Raw genomic sequence first — 12,230 nt, forward strand, 5'->3', positions numbered from 1 at the left:
GCTGCGTGGAGCGGTCAGAACCGCTCGATGCCCAGCGTCGAGACCGGGGCGAGGTCGACGTCGGCGCCCGCGTGCACGTAGTCCCACGAGGCCAGCGCGATCATTGCCGCGTTGTCGGTGGACCACTTGAGCGGGGGGAGGCTCAGCCGGACGCCGAGGCCGTCGCACATCCGCCCTGCCCGCTCGCGCAGTTGCGGGCTTGCCGAGACGCCGCCGACGACGACGAGCGACTCGGAGGGGTACGCCGTGAGCGCGGCCTCCGCCTTCGCCAGCAGCACGTCCATGCAGGCCTCGACGAAGGACGCGGCCACGTCCTCCGGCTTGGCGTCCGGCTCGGCGGCCAGGAGCATGCGGACGGCCGTCTTGAGCCCGGAGAAGGAGAAGGTGAACCCCTCGCGCAGCATCGGGCGCGGCAGCGGGTAGCGCGCGGTGCCGGTCTTGGCCAGCCGGTCGATGACCGGGCCGCCGGGGTAGCCGAGCCCCAGCATGCGCGCGACCTTGTCGTACGCCTCGCCCACCGAGTCGTCGCGCGTGGACCCGATCTGCTCGATCTGCTCCGGCGAGGTCATCCGGGCCAGGAAGGTGTGGCCGCCGGAGACGAGCAGGATCATCGCGGGGTACTCGACCCGGCGCTCGTTGAGGTCCGCGCTGCGCAGGTGCCCGCGCAGGTGGTTGACGCCGCGGACGGGCAGCCCCCAGCCGTCGGCCAGCCCACGGGCGGTGTCGACGCCGACCATGAGCGAGCCGATGAGCCCCGGCCCGCGGGTGACGCCGATCGAGTGCAGGTCCGCCGGGCGGATCCCTGCGTCCTCGAGGGCGATGCGGATCGCCGGGATGACCTTGTCGATGTGCGCCCGGCTCGCGAGCTCGGGCCAGACGCCGCCGTAGCGGTTGTGGATCTCGGCCTGCGAGACGATCACGGAGGACAGCACCGTGCCGTCCTCGGCGACGACCGCGGCGGCGGTGTCGTCGCAGGAGGACTCGATGCCGAGAATCAGCTCACGCGCCATGGAGGATCCTTTCGACCGTCTCCGGTGCGGCCGCGCCGACGCGCTCGACGACCGGGGGGACGGGACGGCAGTTGACGAGCGTGGACGGCGTCGAGGAGAGCTGCCCGCCGTCCAGGACGAGGTCAGGGGCCTGCAGCAGCGAGGCGAGGATGGCCTCGAGGTTCTCCCCCGTGGGCTCCCCGCTGCGGTTGGCGCTGGTGACGAGCAGGGGGCCGGTACGCCGCAGCAGCCCACGCAGCAGCTCGTGGGCGGGGATGCGGACGGCGACCTCCTCGCGGCCGTCGAGCCACGCCGGCCGCAAGGCGCCCTCGCGGAAGCCGAAGGCGATCGTGAGCGGGCCCGGCACGAGCTCGGAGTCGAGCAGCCGGCGGGCGGACTCGTTGATGTCGACGCCGAGCGCGGCGATCGCGCCGGGGTCGCCGACCATGACCGGCAGGCTCTTGCTCCCCGGCCGGCCCTTCATGACGAAGATGCGGTCGACGGCCGCGGGGGTGAGCGGGGACGCCGCGAGGCCGTAGACCGTGTCGGTGGGGACGAGCGCGACCCCGCCGCCCAGCAGGACGTCGGCCGCCTCGTCCATGCGGTCCTGCGTGATGACCGTCGTCACGACGGGCCCTCCAATCGAGCCTGCTCAGGCGGCGCCGGCGAAGGGCGCCGACTCCTCGGTGACCGGGGCGACGGGCCCGTCCGCCGCGCGTAGCCGGCCCTGCTCCAGCATCGCGGCGAGCCCCTCAGAGGTCGGCGCGTCGACGCCCGAGTCGTGCAGCGCGGGGCCGTCCAGCCCCTCGAGCGCGAACCGCCGGTTGGCCCCCGCCACCACCAGCTCGGTGATCCCGGCGAGGCGCTCAACCGCCTGCTCGACCGGCCCGAACCAGAGCTCCGGCGCGGCGCCCGGGGTGAACAGGCCGAGGTAGCTGACCGGGCTCTGCGCGCCGCGGGCCGGGTGCGCGGCCAGCACCGGCCGGCCCGCCGCCACGTCCGCGGCGAGGAAGGCCAGCACCTCCAGCGTCGAGGCGTGGTGCACCGCGATGCCCGTGGCGAACGCCAGCCCGTTGACGTAGGACAGGCCGGCGCGGACCGAGGTGAGGTTGCCGGGGCCGGCGTTCACCGCGATCGCGTCGACCTCGGCCACCGGGCACCCGGCGGCCGCGAGAACGCGGCGCACGAGGCCCGAGATGCCGTCGAAGTCGGCGTCGAACCTGCTGGTGCTGTCGGTCCGCAGGGTTCCCGCGCGCGCGACGGTGACGGTGTAGGTCGAGCGGGAGGTCTCGACCGCCAGCACGGTGCGACCGCTCACGGCGTCACCTGCAGGGTGCTGCCGTCGAGGTCGGCGAGCCCGTCGAGCAGGGCCGCCCAGCGCGGGGCCGCCGACGAGAGCGTGAAGACGCGGGCGTCGTCGGCGTCGGGCACGAGGGCCAGCTCGACGAGCAGGTGCCCCGGGTACTCCTCCGCGACCAGGTCGCCCCACTCGACGACCGTCACGCTGCGCTCGGCGTAGTCCACGAGGCCGAGGTCGCGGAACTCCCCGACGCTCTCGAGACGGTAGGCGTCGATGTGCAGCACGGTCACCGTGGGGCTCTCGTAGAAGTTCGCCAGCGTGAACGTCGGGCTGGTCACCGGCCCCTCGTGCCCGAGTGCCGTCGCCAGGTCCTGGACGAGCGCGGTCTTGCCCGAGCCGAGCGTCCCGCGCAGCAGCACCGCGTCGCCGTCGCGCAGCTCGGGCGCGAGGCGGGCCGCCAGCCGGGTGGTGCCGGCACGGTCGGCGACCCGGTAGGTCAGCTCGTGCACCCCAGCTCCTGCATGCCGTCGTCGTCCGGGACCCGCCCGGCCAGCCCGGGCCGGAGCGCGCCGAAGTCTACCGCCGGCCGTGCGGGCCACCGCGTACGCGAGGTCAGACCGCCGCGCCGATGTGCGGGACGACCTCCTGGAGGAGCTCGACCGGGAGCGCGCCCTCGCGCAGCACGCGCGGCACCACGCCGGTGACGTCGACGATGGTGGAGGGGACCGACTGCTCGCTGCGGCCGGCGTCCAGCACGACCGCGACCGAGTTCCCGAGCTGCTCGCGGGCGTCGTCGGCGGTCAGCGGCGCGGGCATCCCGGGGCCGTTCGCAGCCGTGACGGCCATCGGCCCGACGGCCGTCAGCAGCTCGATCGCCACCGGGTGCAGCGGCATGCGGACCTGCACGGTGCCGCCGGTGTCGCCGAGGTCCCACTGCAGCGACGGCTGGGCGGTGCAGACGAGCGTGAGCGCGCCGGGCCAGAACGCGGCGACGAGGTCGCGCGCGACGGGGCGCAGGCCGTACGCGATGCCGTCGAGCGCCTTGGGCCCGGAGACGAGCACCGGCAGCGGCATGTCCCGCCCACGCCCCTTGGCCTCGCGCAGCTTGGCCACCCCGTCGAAGGAGAACGCGTCGCAGCCGACGCCGTAGACGGTGTCGGTGGGCAGCACGACGAGGTCCCCGCGCTTGACGGCGGCCGACGCGGCGTCGAGCCCGCGCTTGCGCATGCCCGCGTCGTCGGTGTGGAAGCGGCGGCTCACCGCTCGCTCCCGGGCTGCTCGGCGCGGCGGGCGCGGACGTAGCGCGGGCGGCCCGTGAGGTCGGGAAGGTCGGTCACGTCGCGCCATGCTGCCGTAGCCCGCAGCACGGCGGGCGCCGACTCCCCCTGGCTGTCGGCGTGCTCGATGACCAGCAGGCCGCCGGGCCGCAGCAGCCGGCGTGCTGTCCGCTCCACGGCGCGCAGCGCGTCGAGGCCGTCCTCCCCGCCGCCGTAGAGCGCCAGCTCCGGGTCGTGGTCGCGGACCTCGGGGTCGATCGGGGCCGCGTCCGGCGGAATGTACGGCGGGTTGCTGACCACCACGTCCACCTCGCCGTCGAGGTCGGCGAAGGCGTCGGCCAGGTCGCCAAGCCGTAGCTCGACGCCCGTGCCCTCGACGTTGCGCGCGGCCCACGCGTGGGCGTCCGGGCCCTTCTCGACCGCGAGCACGCGGGCGCCGGGGGCCTCGGTCGCCACGGCCGCCGCGATCGCGCCGGAGCCGGTGCCGAGGTCGACCACGACGGGGCGGCCGCCGTCGCGTACCAGCCGAAGGGCCTCGTCGACCGCCTCCTGGGCCACGACCTCGGTCTCGGGGCGGGGCACGAACACCCCCGGCCCGACGGCGAGCTCGAGGTGGCGGAACCAGGCGCGGCCGGTGAGGTGCTGCAGCGGGACGCGGCTCGACCGCTCGGCCACGAGCTCGCGGTACGCCGCCTCCCCGGGCACCTTGTCACCCGCGCCCAGCGTGAGCAGGCGAGCCCGCTCGAGCCCGCTCGCGTGCAGGAGCAAAGCCTCGGCGTCGTGGCGCGCCGAGGCCACCCCCGCGTCGGCCAGCAGGGAAGTGCCCCACCGGAGCAGGTCCCGGGCCGAGCTGCCGGTGGGGGTCATGCTCCGGCCGCGGCCAGCTTGGCGTTGGTGTCGGCGTCGACGAGCGCCTGCACCACGCCGTCGAGGTCCCCGTCGAGCACCGCGTCGAGGTTGTGCGCCTTGTAGCCCACCCGGTGGTCGGAGATCCGGTTCTCCGGGAAGTTGTACGTGCGCACCCGCTCGGAGCGGTCGACCGTGCGCACCTGGCTCTTGCGCTCCGCGGACGCGGCCGCGTCCGCCTCCGCCTTGGCCTTGTCCAGCAGGCGGGCGCGCAGGATGCGCAGCGCCTGCTCCTTGTTCTGCAGCTGGGACTTCTCGTTCTGGCAGCTGGCGACGACGCCGGTCGGCAGGTGGGTGATGCGGACCGCGGAGTCGGTCGTGTTGACGCTCTGCCCGCCCGGGCCGGAGGACCGGTAGACGTCGATCCGCAGGTCGTTCATGTCGACGTCCACGTCGACGTCCTCGGCCTCCGGGAGCACGAGGACGCCCGCGGCCGAGGTGTGGATGCGGCCCTGGGACTCGGTGACGGGGACGCGCTGGACGCGGTGGACACCGGCCTCGTACTTCAGCCGCGCCCACACGCCCGCGCCGGGCTCGACCTGGCCGCGCGACTTCACCGCGACCTTGACGTCCTTGTAGCCGCCGAGGTCGCTCTCCTCCGAGTCGATGAGCTCGGCCTTCCAGCCCTGCCGCTCGGCGTAGCGCAGGTACATCCGCAGCAGGTCGCCGGCGAAGAGCGCGGACTCCTGCCCGCCCTCCCCCGCCTTGATCTCGAGGATGACGTCGCGGTCGTCGTCGGGGTCGCGCGGGAGCAGCAGGTGACGCAGCCGCTCCTCGGTCTCGACGCGGCGCTGCTCGAGCTCGACCGCCTCCTGGGCGAACGCCGGGTCCTCGGAGGCCAGCTCCCGGGCGGTGGCGAGGTCGTCCTCGATGCCGGACAGCTGTCGCATCGCCTCGACGACGGGGCTGAGCTCGGCGTAGCGCCGCCCGAGCCGGCGCGCCTCGGCCTGGTCCGCGTGCACGGCAGGGTCGGCCAGCCGCTTCTCCAGCTCGGCGTGCTCGAACGCGAGCGCGTCCAGCGATGCCGGGGCCGCGGTGTCGCTCACGGGAAGCGCCTCCTCCGTAACAGGGACAGCTGGATACAGCGTCGCACCGGCGCCGGAGTGCCGGTCGGGGCACCGGCGGGTGCGGGCATGCGAACGGCGCCGGCCGGGCGGGCTGCTGCCCGCCTGACCGGCGCCGTGGTGTCGCTACTTCGAGGGGGCCTGGGCGCCCTTGCCGCTCTTGCCGAAGCGCTGCTCGAAGCGGGCCACGCGGCCGCCGGTGTCGAGGATGCGCTGCTTGCCGGTGTAGAACGGGTGGCAGGCCGAGCAGGTGTCGGCGTTGATCGCGCCGTTCTTCGCCGTGCTGCGTGTCTGGAACGTGTTGCCACACGTACAGGTCACGGTGGTCACGTTGTACTCGGGGTGGATGTCGGGCTTCATGGCCGGACCGCCTCTCTAGGGTTGGGGTCGCCGGGTCGGCGGGTGTGACCGGCGCGCTCCTCGCGCCGCCTCGCCGTGGACCGGAACCGTCAGCACAGTGTGCCAGACGACTCAACACGACCGCCGGGGTGACGATTCCCGGGCCGTCCGGGCTCGGCCGCGGCGTCGTCGGGGCGGCCGCCGCGGCTCAGCGTCACTGCTCGGACGCCCTCTCGTCACCGGTGCGCCGCGGGCGCCCGCGGCGCGGCACCGGGCGTACGTCTCCCGGCAGCCGGCCGGCCTCGCCGAGGGCGCGGCGCAGCAGCAGCTCGATCTGGGCGTTGACGCTGCGCAGCTCGTCCCCCGCCCAGCGCACGAGCGCCTCGTGGACGGCCGGGTCGAGCCGGAGCAGCACGCTGTGGCGCGGCCTGGGCCGCTGCCGGCCGGCCCCCTCCGGGGACGGCCCGCTCTCCTGCTCGGCCACGGTCAGGAGTAGAGGGTGCCCGTGTTCACGACCGGGGTGGCCCGGCTGTCACCGCAGAGCACGACGAGCAGGTTCGACACCATCGCGGCCTTCCGCTCGTCGTCGAGGTCGACGATGGCCTCGTCGGCGAGCTTGTCCAGCGCCATGCGGACCATCCCGACCGCGCCGTCGACGATCCGCTCCCGAGCGGCGACGATCGCCCCCGCCTGCTGGCGCTGCAGCATCGCCTGCGCGACCTCCTGGGCGTACGCGAGGTGGCTGATGCGCACCTCGAGGATCTCCACGCCGGCGACGGCCACCCGCTCGGCGACCTCGACCGCGAGCTCGCCGGCCACCTCGTCGGTCGAGCCGCGCAGCGACGTGGCGGCCGGGTCACCGCTGTCGTACGGGTGCGTCGTGGCCACGTGGCGCAGGGCGGCCTCGGCCTGGATCTCGACGAACGCCGTGTAGTCCTCGACCGCGAACGTCGCCTTGGCGGTGTCGGCCACCTGCCAGACCACGATGGCGGCGATGTCGACCGGGTTGCCGTCGGCGTCGTTGACCTTGAGGTGGCTCGTCTCGAAGTTGCGCACGCGCACGCTCATCCCCCGCCGGGTGGTCAGCGGCAGCAGCCAGACCAGCCCGGTGCGCCGCGCGGTCCCGACATAGCGGCCGAAGAACTGCACGACGTTCGTGCGGCCGGGCGCGACCACGGTCAGCGAGCCGAGGACGAGGAGCGCGAGCAGGCCGCACACACCGGCGAGGACCGCCGCCGGCACGACGTTCGACGGGGTCTGCTCCTCGAGGCTGACGATCCGGATCACCTGCCAGGCCGCGACCCCGGCCAAGGCGGAAGCGCCGAGCAGGGCCCACAGCCCGCTCACCTGCCAGGCGGTGTGCTCGTCGATCTCGACCCGGGTGCCCGCATGCCCGACGGGACGGTCCTTGGGTGGCGCGGCGACGGGCGGGACGCTCCCCTGGCCGGCCGGAGCGGGACTGGTGGCGGTCATCGACTACCCCTCTGCGGTCGTACGGCTTCGATAGCAAAGTGATATCACTTTTTGCCCGCCGACGCATCCGCTCCCGTCACCCACGCAGGCGCGCTCCCGCGCGCGACGTCCCCCGAGCGCCGACCAGCGCCGACCCGCACCAACCCGCACCAACCCGCACCGCACGCGGAACGGCCGGGTCCCCCGTCATGGGGGACCCGGCCGTCCGGTGCCGCAGTGGCGCGTCAGTCGTGGTCGGCGCCCGGCGTCGTCTTCTGGATCTGCAGGAGGAACTCTGCGTTGCTCTTGGTCTCGCGCAGCTTGCCGATGACGAGCTCGAGGGCCTGCTGCTGCTCCAGGGCCGACAGGACCCGGCGCAGCTTCCAGACGATCTGCAGCTCGTCGCGGCCCATGAGGATCTCCTCACGGCGGGTGCCGGAGGCGTCGACGTCGACGGCGGGGAAGAGCCGCTTGTCCGCGAGCTTGCGGTCGAGCTTGAGCTCCATGTTCCCGGTGCCCTTGAACTCCTCGAAGATGACCTCGTCCATGCGGGACCCGGTCTCCACGAGCGCCGTGGCGAGAATCGTCAGCGAGCCGCCGTTCTCGATGTTGCGCGCCGCGCCGAAGAACCGCTTCGGCGGGTAGAGCGCCGCGGAGTCGACACCACCGGACAGGATCCGGCCGCTGGCGGGAGCCGCGAGGTTGTACGCCCGCCCGAGGCGGGTGATCGAGTCGAGCAGGACGACGACGTCGTGGCCCATCTCGACCAGGCGCTTCGCCCGCTCGATCGCCAGTTCCGCCACCGTGGTGTGGTCGTCGGCCGGCCGGTCGAACGTCGAGGCGATGACCTCGCCCTTGACCGAGCGCTGCATGTCCGTGACCTCTTCGGGGCGCTCGTCGACGAGCACGACCATGAGGTGGACCTCGGGGTTGTTCACCGCGATCGCGTTCGCGATCGACTGCAGCACCATCGTCTTGCCGGCCTTCGGCGGGGAGACGATGAGCCCGCGCTGGCCCTTCCCGATGGGCGCGACGAGGTCGATGATCCGGGTCGTGAAGACGCTCGGGTCGGTCTCGAGGCGCAGCCTCTCCTGCGGGTAGAGCGGCGTCAGCTTGTTGAACTCGACACGGGCCCGCGCCTTCTCCGGGTCGCCACCGTTGACGGTGTCGAGCCGGACCAGAGCGTTGAACTTCTCGCGGCGGGCCTCGCCGTCGCGCTGCTGGCGGACGGCGCCGGTGACGGCGTCGCCCTTGCGCAGGCCGTGCCGGCGCACCTGGGCGAGCGAGACGTAGACGTCGTTCGGGCCCGGCAGGTAGCCGCTGGTACGCAGGAAGGCGTAGTTGTCGAGGATGTCGACGACGCCGGCCACGGGGACGAGGACGTCGTCCTCGCCGACCTCGGGCTCGGGGCTGTCGAGCAGCTGGCCGTCGCGGCCGCGCCGCCGCCCACCGCGGTCGCGGTACCGGCCGCGCCGGCGACGCCCGCGCCCACCGTCGAGGTCGTCGTCGTCGTCGTCCACGGCCGGGCCGCGGTCGTTCCGGTCCCCGCGCGGCTGGCGGTCCTGCCGGTCGCCACGGTCCTGCCGGTCGCCACGGTCCTGCCGGTCGGAACGGTCGGCGCGGTCACCGCGGTCGGCTCGCTCACCGCGGTCGGCTCGCTCACCGCGCTCCTGGCGGTCACCGCGCTCCTGGCGGTCACCGCGCTCACCGCGCTCACCGCGGTCGGAACGGTCACCGCGCTCACCGCGGTCGGCACGGTCACCGCGCTCCTGGCGGTCACCGCGCTCACCGCGGTCGGAACGGTCACCGCGCTCCTGGCGGTCACCGCGCTCCTGGCGGTCGCCGCGCTCACCGCGGTCGGAACGGTCACCGCGGTCGGAACGGTCACCGCGCTCACCGCGGTCCGAACGCTCACCACGGTCGGCGCGCGGGGCGGCCTGCTGCGGCTCCTGCGCCGGCGCCGCCTCGACGTCGGCGGCTCGGGCGGTCTGCGCCGTGCCGCCCTCGTCGCCGTCAGCGGGCGCGGACGGCGTCTCGACGGCGGGCACGCTGTCGGTCGTGCCGTTCGACAGGTCCAGAGCAGGCTGCTCGGCGGCACGGTCGCCGCGAGCACGCCGGGCACGGGTCCCGCGGGTGGGCGCGGCCGTCTCGGTCGAGGCGGCTGCCTCACCGGTCGCCGAGCCGGCGTCCGCGGCGGCCGGGGCCTGGGCGCCGTTCGCGCCCGAGGCCTGCCGCTCACGGATGGCCTCGATCAGCTGCGGCTTGCGCATCCGGGCGGTCCCACCGATGCCGAGCTCGGCCGCCAGCGACTGGAGCTCGGGAAGCACCATCCCGGCGAGCCCGGGGGCGCGGCGACGGCCGCGAGCGGCGGGCTGCGCGGGGACGTCGGCGTCGGATGCGGGTGCGGAGCCGGCCGGGGCCTGTGCTCCGCGGGGCTCCTCGGCGCGCTCACCATCGGGCGCTGTGAGGAGATCGACTGTGTCGCTCACGAAGGGTCCTTCCCTTGACGAGCTCGGCCGGGAATGGCGTCCCTGCCCCTGGCGGGGAGGGTCCCGGTCAGCGGCCCCGGGGTTTGCGGGGCATTCCCGCCGGGATCGGCGGGCTGATGTGGGGGTGAAACCGTCGCCGGACAGCGACGACGGGTCGAAGGGCTCGCGGCTTCCGCGGACGAGAAGCGAGCGACAGCCCGGGGGGCGGCACGGGCCAACAGCACACTTGAGACCAGTGTGTCGCGAGCGTCACACCAGGGCGGAAGCCGTCGAGACGGTCGAATACACCGGGAGCCCGAAGGTCGATCGGTGCACAACGACTATAACGCGGAGGAGCCGCGTCATCTGCCGTGACACGAGGATACCGTGTCGCGCCGACTACCGGTCGGTGCTCGCGGCGCTCAGCGTCCGTCGTGGCGCACGCGGGCACCCTGCCGCTCGAGCGGCAGCACCAGCGCACGGAAGCCGGGCTCGCCCTCGGCAGCCAGGGCGGCGGCGGCGGAGGGGGGCACGAGCGCGAGGACGGTCGGGCCTGCACCGGAGATCACGGCCGGGACGCCCGCGGACCGCAGCCGGGCGACCAGCGCGGCCGAGCGCGGCATCGCCGGCTCCCGGTAGCCCTGGTGGAGCCGGTCCTCGGTCGCGGTCAGCAGCAGCCCCGGGTCCGCGGTGAGGGCGTGCACGAGCAGCGCGGCGCGGCCGGCGTTGCGGGCGGCGTCCGGGTGCGGCACCGCAGCGGGGAGCAGCGAGCGCGCGTACTCCGTCGCGACCGGCTCGCTGGGGACGTACGCGACGGCGGCGAGGCCCTCGACGGGCTCGAGCCGGACGGCTCGGCTGCGGCCGTGCTCCTGCCAGGCCACCGTGAAGCCGCCGAGCAGGCAGGGGGCGACGTTGTCGGGGTGCCCCTCGAGCCGGGCGGCGACCTCCAGCGCCGCCGCGTCGGGAAGCCGGTCGCTGCCGTCGGTGACGAGCGCGCGCGCCGCCAGCACTCCCGCGACGATCGCCGCCGACGACGAGCCGAGGCCTCGCCCGTGCGGGATGCGGTTGACGCAGGTGAGCGCGACGCCGGGCATGCGGACGCCCATGGCGTCGAACGTCTCCGCCATGGCCCGGACGATGAGGTGCCGCTCGTCACGGGGCACGTCGACGGCGCCCTCCCCCTCGACCTGCACCTGGACGCCCGTCTCGAGCGCCTGCACGGTGACCTCGTCGTGGAGGCCGACGGCGAGGCCGAACGCGTCGAAGCCGGGACCCAGGTTCGCGCTGGTGGCCGGCACCTGCAGCGCGACGGCGCCGCGGACGAGGGACGCCTCGGCCGGGGTCTCCCCCACCCGGGTCAGGCCAGCCCGAGCGCGGCCGCGGCCGCGGACGCGTCGACCGGCACGGCGACCGGCGCGACGCCCTCGGGCATCGCCCACTGCGGGTCCTTGAGGCCGTGGCCGGTGACCGTGCAGACGATGCGCTGGCCCGGGTCGACCTCGCCGCGCTCGGCCCGGGCGAGCAGGCCGGCGACGCCGGCGGCCGAGGCCGGCTCGACGAAGACCCCTTCGCGGTCGGCCAGCAGGCGCTGGGCCGCGAGGATCTGCTGGTCGGTGACCGCCTCGACGACGCCACCGGACTCGTCGCGCGCGGCGACGGCGAGCGCCCAGGAGGCCGGGTTGCCGATGCGGATGGCGGTGGCGATGGTCTCCGGGTTCGGCACCGGCTGGCCCGACACCAGCGGTGCGGCGCCGGCGGCCTGGAAGCCCCACATGCGCGGGCGCTGCGTCGCGTTGCCGGCCGCCTGCTCCTCCGTGTAGCCGATCCAGTACGCGGAGACGTTGCCGGCGTTGCCGACCGGCAGGCAGTGGATGTCGGGGGCGTCGCCGAGCGCGCCGACGACCTCGAACGCCGCCGTCTTCTGCCCCTGCAGGCGGACGGGGTTCACCGAGTTGACCAGCGCGACGGGAAAGCGCTCGGACAGGTCGCGGGCGAGGACGAGGCACTCGTCGAACCCGCCGTCGGTGACCTGCAGGATCGTCGCCCCGTGGATCACGGCCTGCGCGAGCTTGCCGGTCGCGATCTTGCCCTGCGGCACCAGGACGGCGCTGCGGACGCCGGCCCGGGCGGCGTACGCGGCGGCCGACGCGCTGGTGTTGCCCGTGGAGGCGCAGATGACCGCCTTGGCGCCCTCCCCGATCGCCACGCTCATCGCCACGGTCATGCCGCGGTCCTTGAACGACCCGGTCGGGTTCGCGCCCTCGACCTTGAGGTGGACGTCGCACCCGGTGCGGGCGGACAGCTCACCGGCGGGGACGAGCGGCGTGTTGCCCTCGAGGAGGGTGACGACCGGGGTGTCGGCGGTGACGGGCAGGCGGTCGCGGAACTCCTCCACGACACCCCGCCACGGGGCGGTGCGCGCGCTCACGCGGGCC

At 74.7% G+C, this 12,230-nt stretch carries 13 protein-coding genes; all 13 read right to left on the bottom strand.

The annotated features are described in order from the left end of the window. Positions 1–14 precede the first annotated feature (14 nt). The 13 genes from tsaD to thrC all read right to left on the bottom strand — a co-directional run bounded on the left by tsaD (position 15) and on the right by thrC (position 12,223). Positions 15–1,010: a tRNA (adenosine(37)-N6)-threonylcarbamoyltransferase complex transferase subunit TsaD gene (gene tsaD / locus G9H72_RS05825; protein WP_166168778.1), complete on the bottom strand. Its 996-nt coding sequence runs from the start codon at positions 1,008–1,010 to the stop codon at positions 15–17. Continuing rightward, entirely contained in the window at positions 1,000–1,617 is a 618-nt protein-coding gene (locus G9H72_RS05830; protein WP_331272019.1) for an L-threonylcarbamoyladenylate synthase, read from the bottom strand. Before G9H72_RS05830 ends, tsaD begins: the two co-directional genes overlap by 11 nt. Positions 1,618–1,641: 24 nt before the next feature. Further along, complete coding sequence (gene tsaB / locus G9H72_RS05835) at positions 1,642–2,307, bottom strand: tRNA (adenosine(37)-N6)-threonylcarbamoyltransferase complex dimerization subunit type 1 TsaB (RefSeq protein WP_166168780.1); 666 nt, start codon at positions 2,305–2,307, stop codon at positions 1,642–1,644. Next, positions 2,304–2,798, bottom strand: coding sequence for a tRNA (adenosine(37)-N6)-threonylcarbamoyltransferase complex ATPase subunit type 1 TsaE (gene tsaE, locus G9H72_RS05840; protein ID WP_166168791.1), 495 nt, complete (start codon positions 2,796–2,798; stop codon positions 2,304–2,306). The genes tsaB and tsaE overlap by 4 nt, the downstream gene beginning before the upstream one ends. Positions 2,799–2,901: 103 nt before the next feature. Continuing rightward, positions 2,902–3,549, bottom strand: coding sequence for an L-threonylcarbamoyladenylate synthase (locus tag G9H72_RS05845; RefSeq protein ID WP_166168793.1), 648 nt, complete (start codon positions 3,547–3,549; stop codon positions 2,902–2,904). Continuing rightward, entirely contained in the window at positions 3,546–4,433 is an 888-nt protein-coding gene (gene prmC, locus G9H72_RS05850; protein WP_166168795.1) for a peptide chain release factor N(5)-glutamine methyltransferase, read from the bottom strand. Before prmC ends, G9H72_RS05845 begins: the two co-directional genes overlap by 4 nt. Further along, on the bottom strand, positions 4,430–5,518 hold the full coding sequence (gene prfA / locus G9H72_RS05855; RefSeq protein ID WP_166168797.1) for a peptide chain release factor 1: 1,089 nt from the start codon (positions 5,516–5,518) through the stop codon (positions 4,430–4,432). Before prfA ends, prmC begins: the two co-directional genes overlap by 4 nt. A 144-nt stretch (positions 5,519–5,662) precedes the next feature. Further along, positions 5,663–5,896 carry a 50S ribosomal protein L31 gene (rpmE, locus tag G9H72_RS05860; RefSeq protein WP_166168799.1) on the bottom strand — a complete coding sequence of 78 codons (234 nt, stop codon included), beginning with the start codon at positions 5,894–5,896 and terminating at the stop codon, positions 5,663–5,665. A gap of 193 nt (positions 5,897–6,089) precedes the next feature. Next, positions 6,090–6,359 carry a hypothetical protein gene (locus tag G9H72_RS05865; protein ID WP_166168801.1) on the bottom strand — a complete coding sequence of 90 codons (270 nt, stop codon included), beginning with the start codon at positions 6,357–6,359 and terminating at the stop codon, positions 6,090–6,092. 2 nt (positions 6,360–6,361) lie between these two features. Continuing rightward, positions 6,362–7,348: an SPFH domain-containing protein gene (locus G9H72_RS05870; protein WP_166168803.1), complete on the bottom strand. Its 987-nt coding sequence runs from the start codon at positions 7,346–7,348 to the stop codon at positions 6,362–6,364. Between the two features lie 224 nt (positions 7,349–7,572). After that, positions 7,573–9,657, bottom strand: coding sequence for a transcription termination factor Rho (gene rho, locus G9H72_RS05875; RefSeq protein WP_231126537.1), 2,085 nt, complete (start codon positions 9,655–9,657; stop codon positions 7,573–7,575). Positions 9,658–10,217: 560 nt separating this feature from the next. Beyond that, the gene (thrB, locus tag G9H72_RS05880; protein WP_166168805.1) at positions 10,218–11,147 is read right to left on the bottom strand and encodes a homoserine kinase; all 930 of its coding nucleotides are present in this window, start codon (positions 11,145–11,147) and stop codon (positions 10,218–10,220) included. 5 nt (positions 11,148–11,152) lie between these two features. Further along, complete coding sequence (gene thrC / locus G9H72_RS05885) at positions 11,153–12,223, bottom strand: threonine synthase (RefSeq protein WP_166168807.1); 1,071 nt, start codon at positions 12,221–12,223, stop codon at positions 11,153–11,155. Positions 12,224–12,230 lie beyond the last annotated feature (7 nt).

It is taken from the genome of Motilibacter aurantiacus (assembly GCF_011250645.1).
GTDB classification, from domain to species: Bacteria; Actinomycetota; Actinomycetes; order Motilibacterales; family Motilibacteraceae; genus Motilibacter_A; species Motilibacter_A aurantiacus.

Coding starts and splice junctions, on each gene's coding strand:
- tsaD (WP_166168778.1), bottom strand. CDS start 1,010: ATGGCGCGTGAGCTGATTCTCGGCATCGAGTCCTCCTGCGACGACACC.
- prmC (WP_166168795.1), bottom strand. CDS start 4,433: ATGACCCCCACCGGCAGCTCGGCCCGGGACCTGCTCCGGTGGGGCACT.
- rpmE (WP_166168799.1), bottom strand. CDS start 5,896: ATGAAGCCCGACATCCACCCCGAGTACAACGTGACCACCGTGACCTGT.
- G9H72_RS05870 (WP_166168803.1), bottom strand. CDS start 7,348: ATGACCGCCACCAGTCCCGCTCCGGCCGGCCAGGGGAGCGTCCCGCCC.
- rho (WP_231126537.1), bottom strand. CDS start 9,657: ATGGTGCTTCCCGAGCTCCAGTCGCTGGCGGCCGAGCTCGGCATCGGT.